Origin of the sequence: Herpetosiphon sp. NSE202 (assembly GCF_042688385.1) — a bacterium.
Lineage (GTDB): Bacteria > Chloroflexota > Chloroflexia > Chloroflexales > Herpetosiphonaceae > Herpetosiphon.
The window spans coordinates 63,514-82,425 of the sequence record NZ_JBHUPY010000017.1; the positions used below are offsets into that span (position 1 = coordinate 63,514).

General features: G+C 52.0%; 10 protein-coding genes. 2 read left to right on the forward strand and 8 right to left on the reverse strand.

All coding sequences use genetic code 11. The annotated features are described in order from the left end of the window. Positions 1 to 6 precede the first annotated feature (6 nt). Positions 7 to 2,796, forward strand: a complete 2,790-nt coding sequence (gene ppc / locus ACFMKP_RS19680) for a phosphoenolpyruvate carboxylase (protein WP_382294321.1) — start codon at positions 7 to 9, stop codon at positions 2,794 to 2,796. Positions 2,797 to 3,297: 501 nt separating this feature from the next. Here ppc and acnA read toward each other — a convergent pair. The 5 genes from acnA to ACFMKP_RS19705 form a co-directional block, all read right to left on the reverse strand. Continuing rightward, positions 3,298 to 6,015 (reverse strand): aconitate hydratase AcnA, encoded by a 2,718-nt coding sequence (gene acnA, locus ACFMKP_RS19685; protein ID WP_382294323.1) that lies wholly within the window; start codon positions 6,013 to 6,015, stop codon positions 3,298 to 3,300. Positions 6,016 to 6,424: 409 nt separating this feature from the next. Next, positions 6,425 to 7,096, reverse strand: coding sequence for an O-methyltransferase (locus ACFMKP_RS19690; RefSeq protein WP_382294325.1), 672 nt, complete (start codon positions 7,094 to 7,096; stop codon positions 6,425 to 6,427). Between the two features lie 9 nt (positions 7,097 to 7,105). After that, positions 7,106 to 9,382 (reverse strand): ATP-dependent helicase, encoded by a 2,277-nt coding sequence (locus ACFMKP_RS19695; protein ID WP_382294327.1) that lies wholly within the window; start codon positions 9,380 to 9,382, stop codon positions 7,106 to 7,108. Between the two features lie 129 nt (positions 9,383 to 9,511). Then, positions 9,512 to 10,537 (reverse strand): ABC transporter permease, encoded by a 1,026-nt coding sequence (locus tag ACFMKP_RS19700; RefSeq protein ID WP_382294329.1) that lies wholly within the window; start codon positions 10,535 to 10,537, stop codon positions 9,512 to 9,514. Then, complete coding sequence (locus ACFMKP_RS19705) at positions 10,538 to 11,506, reverse strand: ABC transporter permease subunit (RefSeq protein WP_382294331.1); 969 nt, start codon at positions 11,504 to 11,506, stop codon at positions 10,538 to 10,540. A gap of 657 nt (positions 11,507 to 12,163) precedes the next feature. Between ACFMKP_RS19705 and ACFMKP_RS19710 the strand changes: the two genes are divergently transcribed. Further along, a complete protein-coding gene (locus tag ACFMKP_RS19710; RefSeq protein WP_382294333.1) occupies positions 12,164 to 14,422 on the forward strand; it encodes a (Fe-S)-binding protein in 2,259 nt (752 codons plus the stop codon). A gap of 55 nt (positions 14,423 to 14,477) precedes the next feature. Here the strand turns inward: ACFMKP_RS19710 and ACFMKP_RS19715 are convergent, their stop codons facing one another. From ACFMKP_RS19715 to ACFMKP_RS19725, 3 genes are all read right to left on the reverse strand, one after another. Continuing rightward, on the reverse strand, positions 14,478 to 15,116 hold the full coding sequence (locus ACFMKP_RS19715) for a hypothetical protein (RefSeq protein ID WP_382294335.1): 639 nt from the start codon (positions 15,114 to 15,116) through the stop codon (positions 14,478 to 14,480). A gap of 79 nt (positions 15,117 to 15,195) precedes the next feature. Then, positions 15,196 to 16,557, reverse strand: a complete 1,362-nt coding sequence (locus tag ACFMKP_RS19720; protein ID WP_382294337.1) for a phosphoribosylamine--glycine ligase — start codon at positions 16,555 to 16,557, stop codon at positions 15,196 to 15,198. 117 nt (positions 16,558 to 16,674) lie between these two features. Further along, on the reverse strand, positions 16,675 to 18,645 hold the full coding sequence (locus ACFMKP_RS19725) for a 1,4-alpha-glucan branching protein domain-containing protein (protein ID WP_382294339.1): 1,971 nt from the start codon (positions 18,643 to 18,645) through the stop codon (positions 16,675 to 16,677). Positions 18,646 to 18,912: the final 267 nt, after the last annotated feature.

Sequence of the window (18,912 nt, forward strand, 5' to 3'; positions counted from 1 at the left end):
GTGGCGATGTATACACCTGAAACCGACCGCACGCCGCTTTCTATGCTAATCCATTCCTTGGGGAATGTGCTTGGCGATGTGATTGTGGCCCAAGATGGGGTGTCAGCGTTTGAGCTTGAAGAAGATGTGCGCCAACGCACCAAGCAACGCCGAAGCGATGGCAAACTGCATGAGACTCATGCGCTCACCGAGTTGGTTGGCCAATTGCCAGTCGCCCAACTCATGGGGCTAATCAAAGCCTTTACCCATTATTTTGGTTTAGTAAACTTGGCCGAAAGTGTCGAACGCTTGCGCGTGCTGGCCGAACGCGACCGGCAAAACGGCGATTCGCCGCGCTCAGAATCGGTCGAATTGGCCTTGCAAGAGCTACGTGATCGTGGCATTACTGCTCAGCAAGTTCAAGATTTGCTTGATCATGCCGAGATTCGGCCAGTCTTTACGGCGCATCCAACTGAAGCCAAGCGGCGCACGACGCTCAAAAAACATCATCGCATTGCCGAAGCAGCGCGCCAATTAACTGCTGAAACCACCTTCCAACGCCAACGCGAACGCTTGCTCGAATCGATTCGCGAGGAGATTGTGGCGCTGTGGCAAAGCGATGAAGTGCGGATTATCAAACCAACTGTGATCGACGAAGTGAAGAATAATCTCTATTACTTTGAAGAATCATTGTTTGACATGATTCCGCAGCTCTATCGTGACACCGAAGCATCGTTACGCCGCATCTATCCTGAACACGATTGGCATTTACCAGCATTTTTGCGTTTTGGCTCGTGGGTTGGCGGTGATCGCGATGGCAATCCGTTTGTGATTCCATCGGTCACAGTTGAAACGCTTAAATTATTGATGGGCCGTTCGTTGCGCGAGCATATTCACGCGGTCGAGCGCTTGAGCCATCGTTTAAGCCAATCGTCGCGCCAAGTGCCAATCAGCGAAGAATTGGCTCAAGCCTTAGTTCACGATGCGCCATTATTCCCCGAATTGGCGCAAGTGCTGGAGCGGCGCAATCCGCACGAGCCATATCGCCAAAAATGCTCCTATATTCACGCCAAACTGCATGCAACGCTGGCCTACGTTGAGCGCTACGAGCCAGATTGGGCACGCGGCGGCCATCGCCCAGCAGAGGGCACCTGGTATGCCAACGCCAACGAATATCTCCACGATTTGGCGACCATGGAATATAGTTTGCGCACCAATGGTGCGGCTTCGGTCGCCGATGGTTTTTTGCGCGATGTGCAGTGCGCGGCCAAAGTGTTTGGTTTGCACACCGCCACGCTCGATATTCGCCAACATAGCAGCCGCCACACCAGCGCCCTGAGCGAAATTTTTGAATATGCAGGCATCTGTGACGATTACGCTAGCCTCAGCCAAGCTGAACGCACTGCCATTTTGGAGCGTGAGCTAGCCAATAATCGGCCTTTGATTCCAACTCACTTGTATTACAGTGCCGAAACGGTGGAGATTATCGAAACCTTCCGCACAATTCGGGCTGTGCTCTCCGATTTGAATGCAGAGGCGATCGAAACTTACATTATTTCGATGACCGAAGGCCCAAGCGATATTTTGGCGGTGCTGTTGCTAGCCCGCGAAGCTGGCATTTACCAGCCAGGCGAGCATAGTTGGCTGAATATCGTGCCCTTATTTGAAACCGGAGCCGATTTGATCGCCGCGCCGGAGATTATGCACACATTGCTCTCGAGCGAAGCCTATCGCCAACATTTGGTGTTGCGCAACGATGTGCAAGAAATTATGTTGGGCTACAGCGATTCCAACAAAGATGGTGGTTTTGCTGATGCGCACTGGGCCTTGTATCTGGCCCAAGTTGCCTTGGCCGAAACCTGTTTCCGCCATCGGGTAGCAATGCGCTTGTTCCATGGTCGCGGCGGCGCGGTTGGACGCGGTGGCGGGCCAGCCAATCGGGCAATTTTGGGCCAACCACCAGGCACCGTCGGCGGGCGGATCAAAATCACTGAACAAGGCGAGGTCATTAGCGACCGCTACGCCGAGCCAGAAACCGCCTATCGCCATCAGGAGCAGATTATCAACGCCGTTTTGCGCTCGTCGTTGGGCGTGAGCATCGCCCATATCAGCCCAGAATGGCAGGTAGCGATGAGTAGCTTGGCGCAGGTTTCGCGCAAAGTCTATCGTGGCTTGGTCTACGATCATCCACATTTCTTGGAATATTTTCGCAATGCTACGCCGATTACCGAAATTAGCCGCTTGAATATTGGCTCACGGCCAGCCAGCCGCAAAGCCAGCGATCGAATTGAAGATTTACGGGCGATTCCGTGGGTGTTCAGTTGGATGCAAAGTCGGCATACCTTGCCTGGTTGGTACGGCTTGGGCAGTGCCTTGGAGCATTTAATTCAGGCAGATGCCAATGGTTTGACCACGCTGCAAGGCATGTATAACGATTGGCCATTCTTTCGCACGATGCTTGATAACGCCCAAATGATTTTATCCAAGGCCGATATGGATATTGCGGCCCAATATGCCTTGCTTGTGCCCGACCAAGCCCTCGCCAACGAAATCTTTGGCATGATCAAGGCTGAATACGAACTGACGGTTAAGTGGATTTGCGAGGTTGCCCAGATTAACGAACTGCTCGATACCAACCCAATCTTGCAGCACTCGATTAAGCAGCGCAACCCCTATGTTGATCCATTAAGTTTTGTGCAAATCGAACTGCTGCGGCGGTTGCGCACCGATCCCGATGGGCTTGAGCACAACGACCTTGAAGATGCAATTTTGCTCAGCATCAATGGGATTGCGGCGGGCTTGAAAAATACGGGCTAGAAAAGGATGAAGTATGAATTATGAGGGATGAAATAAAATCAGAAGTCAAAAGGCAAAAATCAAAAGCCAAGAAGGATTAGGCTCTAGGTTTTTGGGGCTGTGGGGCTAGATTTAACGCAGAGGATTAAGATCCCCTCACCCCTCAACCCCCTCGCCCACTGAACGCGGGCGAGGGGAGCACCCATGTTTACCACCAATCATGCACGAACCACGACATTAAAGCTCCTCGCCCGCCGCCGTGGGAGAGGGGTTCTTTCAAGGGTAGGTTTTGAGTGATTGGTCTGCTGCAGCACATTCCCTCACCCCCAACCCCCTCTCCCACTGAACGCGGGCGAGGGGGAGCACCCATATTTACCACCAATCATGCACGAACCACGACATTAAAGCCCCTCGCCCGCCGCCGTGGGAGAGGGGTTGGGGTGAGGGGACATTTAACTTCATTGGTTGAAAAACGATCCCCATGCTGTTTTCGGGCAGCATGGGGATTGTTAGGTTTAGCTATTAGGCGGTTTTGGCCAATTGGCGCAGAACGGTGTGGAGAATCCCACCATTCTTATAGTATTCAACTTCAACTGGCGTGTCGATCCGCACGACAGCTTGGAAGCTCAATTCGCTGCCATCTGGGCGAACGGCGCGAACGGTCAACTCTGAGCGAGCTTGCAAATCGTCGTTGATGCCTTCGACTGAGAAGGTTTCGTCGCCCTTCAAGCCAAGGCTCGCAGCCGATTCGCCAGCGCGATATTGCAATGGCAACACGCCCATGCCGACCAAGTTCGAGCGGTGAATCCGTTCGTAGCTCTCGGCGATGACGACTTTCACGCCCAACAGGTATGTGCCTTTGGCGGCCCAGTCGCGTGAGCTACCAGTGCCATATTCCTTGCCAGCCAAAATCACCAACGGCGTGCCGCTGGCTTGATAAGCCATCGAGGCATCGTAGATTGATTGTTGTTCGCCGGTTGGGAAGTAGAGCGTATAGCCGCCTTCAACCCCATTCAACAACAAGTTTTTCAGGCGAATGTTGGCAAAGGTGCCACGCATCATCACTTCGTGGTTGCCACGGCGTGCGCCATACGAGTTGAAATCTTGCGGATCAACGCCATTATCAATCAGATACTTAGCGGCTGGGCTGTTTTTGGCGATTGAACCTGCTGGCGAGATGTGGTCGGTGGTTACCGAATCGCCCAACAAGGCCAAAACCCGTGCGCCATTGATGTCGCCGATTGGCGCTGGCTCTGGCTGCAAATCTTGGAAGAATGGTGGGTGTTGGATATAGGTTGAGTCGTTGCTCCAAGCATAAATGTCGCCGGTTGGTGCTTGCACGCGTTTCCAAGCATCGCTGCCAGCAAAGACATTGCCATATTGTTGGGTAAACATTTCTGGCTTGATTGCTTTGCGCACGGTTTCTTGAATTTCGCTTTGGCTTGGCCAAATATCGCGCAAGTACACCGGATTGCCTTCTTTGTCGTTGCCCAATGGCTCGGTGGCCAAATCGAGGTTCATCGTACCGGCCAAAGCGTAGGCCACAACCAATGGTGGCGAGGCCAAGTAGGCAGCCTTGACCAATGGATTGATCCGGCCTTCGAAGTTGCGATTACCGCTCAAAACGGCGGCTGCAACCAATTCGCCTTCTTGCACGGCGGCGGCAACTGGCTCTGGCAGCGGCCCGCTGTTCCCAATACAGGTTGTACAACCGTAGCCAACGATGTGGAAGCCAAGCGCTTCGAGCGGCTCGATCAATTCGGCTTGTTCGAGGTAGCTTGAAACCACGCGTGAGCCAGGGGCCAAACTGGTTTTGACGTATGGGGCAACGGTCAAGCCTTTTTCGACGGCTTTTTTGGCCAACAAGCCAGCACCCAACATAACTGATGGGTTCGAAGTGTTGGTACAGCTGGTGATCGAAGCGATAACGACTGCGCCATGACCAATCGTGGCCGAGTGGCCGTTGTTTTTCACGGTAGCGGTGCTTTCGGCCTTCTCAGTTGACAAGGCAAAACCACGTTCAGCAATGGGAGCTGTCAACGATTTTTGGAACGAAGCCTTGGTATTTGGCAATTCGACCCGATCTTGGGGACGTTTTGGGCCAGCGACGCTTGGCACAATCGTCGAAAGATCCAAGTGCACGGTGTCGGTGTATTCTGCTTCTGGCGAATTGGCATCGAGGAACAAGCCTTGGGCTTTGCTGTAGGCTTCGACCAAATCGGCCAATTCATCAGAGCGGCCTGTGTTGCGCAAGAAGTGAATTGTTTCTTGGTCAACTGGGAAGAAGCCCATGGTTGCGCCATATTCTGGAGCCATGTTGGCAATCGTTGCGCGGTCTGACAAGGCCATATTTGCTACGCCAGGGCCGTAGAATTCGACGAATTTGCCGACCACACCTTTTTTGCGCAGCAATTCAGTCACGGTCAAGGCCAAGTCGGTCGCGGTAGCGCCTTCGGGCAATTGGCCAGTTACTTTGAAGCCAATAACTTCTGGCAACAACATGTAGATTGGTTGGCCAAGCATAACTGCTTCAGCTTCGATCCCGCCAACGCCCCAACCAACCACACCAAGGCCGTTGATCATCGTGGTGTGCGAGTCGGTCCCGACCAATGAATCGGGCAAGGCGACCAATTCGCCTTCTTCAGTGAACACTTGGACGACTTTTGCCAAGTATTCAAGGTTGACTTGGTGGACAATCCCAGTTTCTGGTGGCACGACGCTGAAGTTATCGAAGGCTTGTTGGCCCCATTTCAAAAACTCATAGCGTTCGGCGTTGCGTTCAAATTCGCGCTCGGCATTGAAGAATAAGGCCATTTTCGAGCCGAATTGATCGATTTGCACCGAGTGGTCGATGACCAAATCGACAGGCACCAATGGATTAATCCGTTGTGGATCGCCACCTTGTTGAGCCATTGCAGCGCGCATTGCAGCCAAGTCGACCACGGCAGGAACGCCGGTGAAGTCTTGCAAAATAACGCGGGCTGGTTTAAACGGAACTTCAATTTTTTCTGGGCTGGCGGCGTTCCAGCGCGCCATATTCTCAACATCTTGTTTGGTTACGGCAAAACCATCGTTGTTGCGCAGCATAGCTTCCAACAACACTTTAATTGAGAATGGCAACTTGGAGACGGCGGCAATCCCATCTTCTTCGAGTTTGTTGAGCCGATAGTAGACCAACGACCGATCACCGACGGTCAATGTGGCTTTGGCTCCGAAATCATCTTGGCGTTTGTGCGTCATCGCAACCTCTCTAGGCACTAATTCGTTAATTCCCAAGCATCAGGACATGCTGGGTCTAGAACAATTTCTCGTTTCTAGCTCTGCCTACTATGGTACTCGCCGCCTGCCGTTCCTGCAACTAGAGAGGCCCTTGGTTTAACATAGGCATTATCTATGCTTAATCAAGCTTGTGATAGATATTTCTTGTAGCTTTTAAGAATTGAGAGGGTAGAGTCCCCTCACCCCAACCCCTCGCCCATCCGATGGGCGAGGGGCTTTAACGCTGTGGTTTTATTGCAACTCGTTGCTGAATAATGGCGGCTCCCCCTCGCCCGCGTGCAGTGGGAGAGGGGGCTGGGGGGTGAGGGGACATTTGCTCACACTGCAACCCTACCCTTCAAATGAGTGTGGGCTGGGGGGTGAGAGAATTTTAGATCTGCTGCACAATTGCAATTGCAAAGCCATCATAGCCTTTGCTGCCAACGGTTTGCAGTGCAGTAGCAGTGAGCTTGGGATTTGAGGCCAAATCAGCAAATAATTGGCGTGTGCCTTGAATCGCTGGATCAGGATCGTTTGGATTGGTGACTGCCCCATTCCGCACCACGTTATCGCCAATAATCACTGTGCCAACATGGGCAAATTTGAGCGCCCAAGCCAAATAATGGGGATTATTCGGCTTGTCTGCATCAATAAAAATCAGATCGAATGGCTCAATCTCTTCATTCGCCAGTTGAGCCAAGCTAGCTAAGGCTGCGCCAACCCGCACCTCGACCTTTTCGCTCAAGCCAGCCTTGGCAAGATTGGCCTTGGCAACCTCGGCATGACGCGGCTCATATTCCAGCGTGATCAATTTGCCAGCGGCAGGCAAGGCGCGAGCAAGCCAAATAGAGCTATAGCCGCCCAGCGTGCCAATTTCTAAAATACGTTTCGCCCCACACATCATGGCAAACATGTGCAGCAATTTGCCTTGGTTAGGCGCAACATTAATTGGTGGCAAGCCAGCCTCAGCACTGGCTTGCAAGGCTGATTCCAGAATCGGATCAGCCTGCACCAACGAATCGGAAATAAACTGATCAACTGAATCCCATGTTGCTTGATTCATCGCATCCTCCTAAACTCGTTCGAGTTTGGCGAAGGCAGCGAGCAGCTTTTTCACGCCTTTGCCTGGAAAAGCCACTGTGACTTCTTCGTCGTCACCAACCATTTTACTGCTGACGACAACGCCCTCGCCAAAATTGGCATGGCGCACTTTATCGCCAGCGTTATAACTGGCGGCGCTTGGCTCGCGTTCTGGGCGTTTGGGACGGGCTGGGCCGCTTGCGCCACTCCACATGCTGCTGCTGCTTGGTTGCGCTCCACGCGTGCGTTGCGGCGTGCTGCTTTGCCATTGGGTCGCCGCATGCACCGGCATTTGCTTGACCTCACGGGTTGGCGTGCGTTGCAGCAAATCTTTGGGAATATCGCCCAAAAAGCGCGAAGGAATGGTCAGATCGGTGCGGCCCCACGTGGCGCGCTTGAAAGCATAGAGCATATACAGCCGTTGTTTGGCGCGGGTCGTGCCAACATACAACAAGCGGCGTTCTTCTTCGATGCTCTCAGGGTCGTCAATCGAGCGTCCGTGCGGCAACAGGCCTTCTTCTAGCCCAGCCAAAAAGACCACCGGATACTCAAGGCCTTTGGCTTGATGCAAGGTAATTAAGGTCACGCCTGGTTCGCGGGCTTTGGTGGTGTCAAGGCTATCAACATCGCTGACCAAGGCCACTTCTTCTAAAAAGCGCGGTAATTGATCTTCGGTTGGCAAGGCCAAATATTCCATACTGACGTTTTGCAATTCGAGAATATTTTCCCAGCGCTCAGCGCCTTCTTCCTCGCCATACTCGGCTACCAAGAGATCTTGGAATGGCACGCGTTCAAGCAAGCGTTGAATCAGTTCGCCAAGCATTAAATCGTGGCGCAGATCGCGTAGCCCAGCCACCAATTTTTGAAATTGCTCGACGGCGTTGCGCGCCCGGCCACCGATTGGGGGATTTTGGGCCTCGTTGGTTACTAATAATTCAAGTGCATCCCAAATGGAAATATCGAGATTGCGCGCCCATTGCAGCAACTCTTGCTGCGTGCGATCGCCAATGCTCCGGCCTGGCACGTTGATCACCCGCAGCAAACTAACTTCGTCGTGCGGGTTATGGATAATCCGCAGATAGGCCACAATATCTTTAATTTCTTTGCGCTCGTAGAAGCGCGTGCCGCCGACCAATTTGTAGCGTAAGCTGCGGCTAATCATCGCTTCTTCAAAGGCCCGCGATTGGGCATTGGTGCGATACATCACAGCAAAATCGTCGAGCGAACGACCATCGCGGCCGCGAATGCGCATAATTTCGTCGGCAACCCAGCGGGCTTCCTCGTTGTGATCGTAGGCCTCGACCAGCGCAACCAAGTCGCCATCTTGCTGATCAGTCCAGATTTTGGTGGTATGGCGGCGATCATGGGCGGCATCGATAATCGATTGAGCCACATCAAGAATTGGTTGGGTTGAGCGGTAATTTTGCTCGAGGGGAATAATTTGCACATCGGGATGCGCTTCTTCAAATTCGCGCACATTTGCCAAGCGTGCTCCACGCCAGGCATAAATTGATTGCTGAATATCGCCAATTAAAAAGTAGTTGTTGTGGCCAGCGCCAACGTGATTGACCAACGAAAATTGCACCCGATTGGTATCTTGTACTTCATCGACCATCACATGGACGTAGCGCTCAGCGTAACGGGCCAGCACATCGGGATGATATTCAAACAAATTAACCGTTTTGAGCAGCAAATCATCAAAATCAAGCGCGTTATTGGCGAATAATTGTTTTTCGTAGCGCTCATAACAACGCAGCACAATTTCATCGAAATAGCTACTGACGCTGCGGGCAAATTCGGCTACGCCAATTAATTCGTTTTTGGCGGCAGAAATGCGGGCATGGATCGAACGCGGATTATATTGCTTCTCGCTTAAATCCAATTCGCGCAAAATTTGCTTCATCACCCGCTGCTGATCGTCTGCATCGTAGACCACGAAATCGTTGGCGCGTTGCAAGTGCTGAATATCGCGCCGCAGCCAACGGGCACAAATCGAGTGGAATGTGCCCATCATCACATCGTGGGCGCGGCTTTCGCCAATTAAATTGCTAAGACGTTCGCGCATTTCGCGGGCAGCCTTGTTGGTAAAGGTCACCGCCAAAATGTTATAGGGGCGCACGCCAACTTCATTAATCAAATAGGCAATACGATGAGTGAGCACGCGGGTCTTGCCTGAGCCTGGGCCAGCCAGCACCAACACTGGCCCATGAATCGCTTGGACTGCGCGTTGTTGTTGGGCATTCAGCCCAATCAGCAGCGGGTGAGTCATTGATCTAGTCCTTACATGACGGTCAAAAACCGTGATCTATGTCAATCTTGCTGGCTCTATTGTACCCGTTCCGGCGCTGTGTTGGAACAGGTGAGCGACAGCAAAAAAATGATTGTCGATAGCAAAGCTCTAGGCTGTTTGATTGAGCTTGGTTTTGCTGGGTTTGCGCTGAAACAGGCCACGCCAATTCCAACGCCGAGGCCGTGTAATATCCAACTGGCGGCGCAAGCCTTCGCTGGTGAGCGTAAAACCAACCAACAGCAACACCATCAAAACGCCAGCAAACACCGAAACCCATGGCGAGCGGCTATATTGGCCAAAGAAATCCGAAAGCATCTGGCCGAGTTCTGGCTGGCTGGCTTTTTGTTTAACAATATCGGGCAAAGGAACATCTTTGGTAAAATCGCTATAGACATAACTGCCACCGATGAAATAGCCCAAATAGCCAAGCTCGGCCACAATCAAGGTAACGGCGGTTAATTCGCTGGCCAGCAACATCGGCAAGAGTGGCAGCATTTGAGGCAAAATATAGCGATAAGCAATTTGCCAGCGGTTAAGGCCAATCGCAAGCGCGCTTTCTAAATATTGCGCCTGCAAAACCTTCTGCACATGGCCTTGAATGACGCTTGCACTATTGACCCAACCAGTTAAACATAAGGCAATCAGAAAGGCGCTGATGCCAGCTTTATTGGCAACCATCGGCGTAACACCCTGATAGATGACCACCGCCGTGCCGTTCGTCCAGATCAAATAGCCCAAGGCAATAATCAAAATTGGGATGGCGCTGGTAATGCTCATAAGCGTATCGAGCAACCATGCGACCCGTTGGCCTAAAAACCCGGTAATGCCACCAATTGCCATGCCAAGTGCCAAGCGCACCGTCGCAATAATCACACATAAAATCAAGGTTGGCCGTACAGCCCACAATAAGCGGCTCAGCAAATCGCGGCTAATATCGTCGAAGCCCAAGGGGTGTTCAGGGTGCACAAATGGCGGCAAGGTTTCACGTGGCGGGCCACCATAAAACTTGCCTTCATAGCGAAACGAACGATTTTCGACCAGCGGATCATGCGGCGCTAGGCTAGGGCCAAAAATCGCAATCAGCAGCATCAAACCAGTAATCAATAAACCCAAGGTTAATGGCAGATTTTTCATTTAGCCTTTCCCCACACTAGCATGCCGCCCAATTGGATTGATCCAAAGGCTCAACACCGAGGCCAACAAATCAACTGCAATTAATACAGCGCCCATCATCGCCAACAACAAGCCCAAAATTAGTGGATTAAAGAAGGTTATTGCTTTGGTATTGGTCAGGGTATTGAACAACATCCAGCCAATGCCGCGCCAATCGAACAAGGCTTCGACCAACACCAAACTCCCGACCGCCATTTGCAAGCCCCGGCCTAAGCTCGCAAACACCGCAGGCGCAACATTCGGAATCGCATGGCGACGCACAATTGTGCTCCAACGCAAGCCTTTACTTTTGGCAAAGCGCACATAATCTTGTTGAAATTCGTTTTCGAGCAAGCTTGCGCCAATCGAGGCAATATAAAAAGCTGGGCGCAAGGCCAAAATGAGCGCCGGCAAAATCATATGTTTCGCTGTGCTATAGCCCTGAACTGGCAGCAATAATTGATTCGTCCAGCCTATGCGTTTGACATACAACAAGGCTAGAATTAAGAGCGAGCCTAAGAAAAAGCCAGGAATCGCATTGCCCAGCGTAAACACGCTAACCATAACAGGCGAGATGCGCCCAGTGCGAGGCGAAATTGCCAGCAAACACATGCCCAAGCCCAAAACAATCGTCATGAGAAACGCCAAACCCAACAATTTGGCCGAACGAATCACAAAATCATCCATATAGGCGCTGATTTTAGTTCGATCACGATCAATTCGGCCAAGATCGCCATTGACCATTGCGCCGAGCGTTTCGCGATAACGGGTCATAAATGGTTGCGTATCGATCTCATAATCTTCGCTATAGCCATTTTCGAACGTAGTAATAACTAATTTTGGTGGGTTAAAATAGCCTATATACTTATAGGCATACCACGCCCCGAACAAATGCAATACCGGCACTAACACGATCAACAACCCAAGTTTGCGTAGGATAAGTCGGCTCATAGGTCTAGTCTCCAATTGGCCCTGAGGATGAGCGTTGAGGTATTGTGTATATTACTCATCCACTTAATAAAAGGTTCAGCCTTAGGGCCGAATTAGCCGCAATTAACCAATAATCTAGCTAGATCGAAGATTGCTTGTCAGCGTTGAAGATTCCCTCACCCCCCAACCCCCTCTCCCACTGAACGCGGGCGAGGGGGAGCCAAACGTCCCCTCACCCCCCAACCCCCTCTCCCACGAAAACGCGGGCGAGGGGGAGCATCCGTGGTTCACTAAGGAATTGGGAGAGAACCAGAGCGTTAAAGCCCCTCGCCCGCGCCACGGGAGCGGGGTTGGGGGGTGAGGATCTTATAAACCTACCCTTGTAAAAGCTCACGCTCCCACGAAAACGCGGGCGAGGGGAGCATCCGTGGTTCACTAAGGAATTGGGAGAGAACCAGAGCGTTAAAGCCCCTCGCCCGCCACGTGGGAGAGGGGTTGGGGTGAGGGGATCTTAACAACCTACCCTTGTAAGACCCCTAATCCCCAACCCCCTAACACCCAACCCCCAAACCCACGAAAACGTTTGACGCATGATGTCATGCATGCTAAACTCGGCATATCCTCTTTTGTAATACAATAGACCCACACCGTGTTCAACCAGTTCGATGAGGAACGCCCATGCACGAAATCTTATTCAACAGCCAAGTTATCGCCGTTCGCGAGATTTACTGGAACTTACCGCATGCGGTTGAGTATGTGTTGTACTTGTTTGCGATCGCTGCCATTGGCACGATGTTCTACAAGATGTATCAAGACATTCTGTTGTGGCGCCGCGGCCATGCAACAGTGCGCTCGACCAATTTTGCCAGTCGCTTGTGGTCAACGACAACCGAGGTTTTTGGGCAGAAGCGCGTCTTACGCGATCGCACACCAGGCATCATGCACACCTTTATCTTCTACGGCTTTTTGGCGCTGTTTATCGGCACCGATATTATTGCCGCTGAAGCCGACTTTACCATTCCGATTGCTGGTGAAGAGCAAGGCAAGATTTTAACTGGTGGCTTTTATCAGTATTACGAGCTGATTCTCGATGTTATGGGTGTGGTCTTTTTTGCTGGTTTGCTCTGGGCGTTGTGGCGACGCTATAAAACCAAACCAACTCGCTTGGATAATCGCCGTACCGATGCATGGGTGCTTTGGTCGATGATTTTCATTGTGGTTGGTGGCTATTTTATTGAAATTCTGCGCTTGGCCAACCAAACCATGACCGTTGGCGAAGGCGCAAACGCCGTTACCGCGATTGTCTACGAGCAAGGTTGGGCCAAATGGGCGATCTTCGGCTATCCTGGCGCAGCAGTTGCTCGCGCGATTGGCCTTGGGGTCGAACGCGCCGCCGATGGTACGATCATTCATAGCCAAGTTGCCTTGTGGATTCACCGCGTGCTCTGGCTGAGCCATATGGCAGTCGTGTTTGCCTTCGTTGGCTCGATTCCCTTTACCAAATTCCGCCACATTTTCTATACTCCGCTCAACACCTTGTTCCGCGATCGCGACCCCAAAGGCGCGCTCGACCGCATTCCAAACATGGAAGAGGAACTGGAAAAAGATGAGCCAAAATTGGGCATTACTAGCCTCAGCGACTTCTCATGGAAGCGCCGCATGGACTTCGATGCCTGTATGCGCTGTGGCCGCTGCCAAGATAATTGTCCGGCCTTTGCCTCTGGCTCCGATCTTTCGCCCAAATGGCTGATTACCAAGATGAGCGATTTGATGCACGGTGGCCCTGTGCTCAAACGCGATGGCACGGTGATGATGCTCCAGCCTGCTGGCGCAACCGCCGCCGCGCCAACCGTCAGCAACGGCGTGAAAATCGAATTGCTCGAAGGCACGCCCGAAACCTTGCCATTGTATGAGCAAGGCATCGTTACCGAAAACGAACTCTGGGCTTGTACCACCTGTCGTGCCTGTATGACTGAGTGTCCAGCGACGATTGAGCACGTCGATGATATTATCGATTTCCGCCGCAACTTGACCATGGTGATGGGCGAAATTCCATCAGGGGTCAAAACAGTGCTGCAAGGCATCGAGCGCAACGGCAACCCATGGAAATTGCCACAGCGCCAGCGTACCGCTTGGGCCGATGGCCTCGAAGTGCCAACCTTGGCCGAAAAAGAAGAAGCCGAGGTCTTGTATTGGGTTGGTTGTGCGCCATCGTATGATGATCGCTCGAAGAAAACCGCCCGTGCAATGGTCCAGTTGATGCAAAAAGCTGGCGTTGATTTTGCCATCCTTGGCGACGAAGAAACTTGTACTGGCGACCCAGCCCGCCGCATGGGCGAGGAATTGTTGTACGAACAACAAGCCAACACCAACATCGAAACCATGGGCCAATATAAGTTCAAGAAGATCGTTACCACCTGCGCCCACTGCTATAACACCGTCAAAAACGAGTATCCTCAATTTGGCGGCAAAGCAGGCGTGGATTACGAAGTGGTGCACCATACCGAATTCTTGAACGATTTGGTCGAAGCTGGCAAGCTCAATCCAACTGTGCCAGTCAACGAAAAAGTCGTCTATCACGACCCATGTTACATTGGCCGCTACAACGATATTTACGAAGAGCCACGCAATGTGCTTACCAGCATCCCTGGCTTGGAGTTGGTCGAAGCTGGCCCACGTAATCGCGAAAAAGCCATGTGCTGTGGTGGCGGTGGCGGGAATGCCTGGCTCGAAGGTTGGGGCGACAAACACGTCAATGTGATTCGGCTTGAACAATTGCAAACCGAAAAGCCTGATACCGTTGCCATGGGCTGCCCCTTCTGTATGGTGATGTTCGAGGACGCTGCCAAGAACACCAATCAATCAGAAACCCTTGGCCGCAAAGATGTAGCCGAAATTCTCTTGCAATCGGTTGGCGAGCAACCACCAACCGCCTAAATTTTGTTAGCATAACCAAAAACCCCCGCCATTTTTACAATGGCGGGGGTTTTGTTTACTCTTGAAACAGCAAATAGTTGGTTGGATCTAATTTGGCAGCGAGCAAAAATGTGCGGGCTTGAGCCAAATCATGCTCACTAAATTCGATAATCTCTGAAATAGTATCGTAATCGGGGTTATCGGTTAAGGCCCAAATTGCCAATTGTTTGCCCACAAACTCGTCGCTGCTTTGCAGGGCCAAATGGTCAATCAGGCGTTGCAATTCTGGATCAACAAAGCCATCAAATGCATACACATCAGCTTCAGCGCCTGGCTCAGCATACAATTCAAGGCTGTAGGCTTCAATAACGCCGTAGCGAGCGGTGGCCTGTTGAGTAACCAGCGCCCTTGGTTGAATATAGGTATCTTCGGGAGTATCAAGCCGACCTTCATAGGCAATCAACACCATATCTTCGTGATAATCGGTTTGATTATCCAAGATTAGGCCAGCAGGAATCGTGATGCGAAGCGAGCGATCAGTTTTGCCTGTGACGGTCATCACCAGGACGCTACCAGCAGTCCCAGCGGTTTTAAATTCTAAATCGATTAAGCCTTGATCGGAGGCTTCTTGGATTGACAGTGGTTCGGCATTGATCGTACAGCCAGTAAGCACGATCAATAATAGCCCAAGCCCAATAGTGCGTAGCAGATACATATTCAACTTCCCTCAACTGTAGATTAAACGCAGCATACGCGCGATGTTTCGCCACGCCTAGCGACCAAAGACCGATTTTCTAAAGTTCGCGCAGGCCAATATCGTTGCGATAGGTCGCTGATGGGATTCGTAGACGTTTGAGATTGCGATAGGTTTTGGCATGAGCATCGGCCAAGCTGTCAGCCTGAGCCGTCACCGTCACAATGCGGCCAGCCTTTGAAGAAAGATGATTGCTACCCATTGAACGAACTAAAATCGCATCGCTGAGCGCAGTACTGACTCCGCTCAACAAGCTGCGCTTTTCGGGCATATGCATTTCATCAGAAACATAACGCAAGCCATTGGGATTAGCAGTTTCATTTTGAAACGCCACAACCCCAGGCTCCAGCTCGGCGATGCCATCGATTGCCATACCGGTCTTAAAACTATGCGGATAGCCACTTGCCACCATGGTCACTCCAACGCTGGCTTCTGGTCGCCAACGCAGAGCGGGCACATTGAGCAAACTGCGATTATTGGCCGCAACCAGTAGCGGAAACAAATCGTCTTCGAGCACGGGCAAAAGCACTTGGGCCTCGGGATCGCTGAGCGTTGTGCGAATGCGCAAGACTTGCGGCCCACGCGCAGTAATTGCACAGTCAACGCCCAAAATGCCCCACCACGGCAATTTATCACGCAGCAGCGCCGCCCGAATTGGCTCCAAAATGGTGGCACTCAGATAATCGCCAATTTGTTTGAGGATACCGCTAGGCGTGGTATGCGCACCCATGCCTTCAGCCGCCCAGCCTTGATCGTTATCATCAAGCCGATCGTAGATTCGCACAGCTTGCATTGGAATCAAGGTTGTGCCATCGGTCAGGGCTGAAAGCGCGACGGTTGGGCCAAGCGCAGGTTGCTCAATCACCACGCCACGATAATGACCTGCGCGTGGTGGCAAGGCAAAAATTCCAGCCAAGGCAGCCAGTGCTTCAGCGCGATCAGTATATGCCCCATCGTATTCGGAAGGATAATCGCCCCACAGCACAATCGGCAGTGGTTGCGAGGCAACATAACGCTCAGCAGTTGCCAAATCACCCAAGGCGCGGCCAGTTGAGGTTGGAATTTGATGCCGATTGAGAAATTCTTTGAGCCACAAACGCGAGCGTTCAAGCACTGCCGATTGTTTGGGTGGTCCACAGACCGGAATTTTATACATGAGTGCTGCATCGGCCACACCATTGCTCAGATAACTGCCATCTGCTGGCACAATTACCTGAAAATGCTCATCGTAGGCCCACTTTGCCAGTTCGGTCATACTTTCAAATGGCTCTGCATTTGGTACAAGCAAACTTGTACCACCATTGCCGGGTATGGTGGCCAAACTATCAATTCGCTGGCTATTGAACAACTTCCAAACGTAGGCATGGGCTGCGCCATTGTTGCCAAGCACAAGTACTTTCATAGGCCTAAATTACTAATAGAATCGCCAAATCAAAGCTGATTCAGCGATTCGTAAAGAGTTGATTGCGGGGGCAAAACCCATGGCGTAGCGCTTAAACCCCGCCATGGGTTTGCGGGTTTAAGCGACCAAACCCTCGCGGGCAGCAAACACATGATAATCAATCGTTGGGAACGGATTATCAAGGTCGTTGAAACTGGCGGTGAGTTCGCGCATCAGGCCAAGGTCATTGGCCTCAATTGCATCAGCCAATTGGCTAAACCGCTCGACATGCTCGTTAAAGCGCTTGGTGGCATAATCTTGGGCTTGGCCAGTCGTGACCAAGAAAGGCCAATCGCTTGATTGCAACAGCAGCAATTCGCGGGCAGTTTGGGCCAAGGCCGCAGCCAAATCGCCATCAGTTTGGGGATAGGCTGCGACCAAGCCTTCCATGCGTTTTTCTGCCGCATGAATAATGGGCCACATCCACTCAGTTTCGGGGTTGAGCCAGGTTTGGTGCGTGCCATTGGAACCCCACGAGCTTTCGGGTAGGTTCAACGATTCGCGTGGTGGATTATTGGCAATATATTCCGAAGCAGTCGTCAGGTCAATATCGGGATTAGCAGCCAAGCGCCGGAGCACTTCGCGCATCCAATCGACCCCTTCAAACCACCAGTGGCCGAATAATTCGGTGTCGTAGTTTGATGAAATCAGGCCATAGCGCCCAGTTTGGCCGCGATATTCGCTGATGACTTGGTGCACCAAATTGGTGAAGTGATCGGCGTGGGCATGAATTTTGTCGTTAATCCAATCGGGATGATAGTAATCTTTAAAGCCAAGATCGACTTTTGGCCCAGTGATGCGCCAATATTGCATGCCGCTTTCGCTATCTTTGCGATGGAACTCGCGATAGTTGGCATCGCCTGGGTAGCCCCATTCTGCCGACCAGACCTGCAAGCCAGTTTTGTGGTGGCGACCAATCGCGGCAACTTTATCGCTCAAGCCGACCAAATAGGGCTGAAGCGTGCTATTGCCAGTTGGTGGAACTTCGCGCGTAACTGGTACAACATATTTGCGCAGCGTATCGCCATATGGCCCAAGAATTTTGCCTTCGGCTTTATCCAAGGGCGCACCACCTTCGATCGTTGTGGTTTCGACGAAGAAACACTCGATGCCTTGGGCTTCGAGAAATTCTTCCACCCCTGGTTTGCGCTCGGTTTCGCTGCGATCTTCAGGATAGTAGGCTGGGCGATAGGCGCACTCTGGCAGCCAAATCGCTTTGGGCTTGCGGCCATAATGGCGCTCGTAGCTTTGCACTGCCACCGCAATTTGGGCATAAATCGTTGAATCGCGGCTCACCAACGGCAAGTAGCCATGGGTTGCGCCACAAGTGATAATTTCGATATAGCCAGCATCTTGCAATTGGCGGAAGGCTCCGACAATATCGCGGTTGTAGCGTTCGATAAACGAGCGCTTGATCATGCTATACCAATCGCGATACCACTGGGCCAAATAGGCCTTGTGGGGATCTGGTTGCTCTAGAGGAGCAGGTTCTTCAGGCTCTGGCTCAAGGTCAAGTTCTGCCTCGGCATCAGCATCAACAGCTTCATCAATTTCCGCAACGTCGGCGCTAGCAACAGTGGTGGCGCTCAACAAGCCTGCATGGAGAGGGGCTGGCGAATCACCAGCAGTTGAAGAAAGCAGGGCATCGTTTTTCGTAATTAAGCTTTCAAGCTCTTCGCTCGAAAGTAGTGGCGTTGACTGCGGCTCTGGCTCTGTTTCAGCACGTTGGGCGGCTTCCCAAACAGCCTGAACATCGGCCAGCCGATCAATATCAGCTTGAGCAGCAACAATCTTTTCGTCGAGATACTCTTCGAAATTGTGCAAAATCGTTGGGTCGGCCAATTGTTCGGTTAGAATTGGCGTGATCCCAATCGTCAAGCGAGGAGTAACCCCATCGTTGATTAGATCAGTCAGCGCATTGAGTAGTGGAATATACGTCTCGGAAGCGGCCTCGTGAAGCCATTCTTCACCGTGAGGCCAGCGGCCAGCCTTGCGACAATAGGGCAAGTGGCTATGTAAGACAAACGTAAACGCACCTTGTTTTGGCATAGATGCTCCTTCTGAGCGGAACATGCGGGACATGTTGCAGAGGTCGGTTCCCATTATAGCAGGTGTTCGCAAGCCAGAAGTGTGCCGCGAGGCTTGTAGAGAGGTGGTTTATGGGCAAGCGTGGTTCCTTCACCCCAACCCCTCTCCCATGGCGCGGGCCAGGGGCTTAACATGGTGGATTTAGCATGATTCGTCGGAAATCCACGGAAGCTCCCCCTCGCCCGCGTTTTCGTGGTAGAGGGGGCTGGGGGGTGAGGGAACCATCAC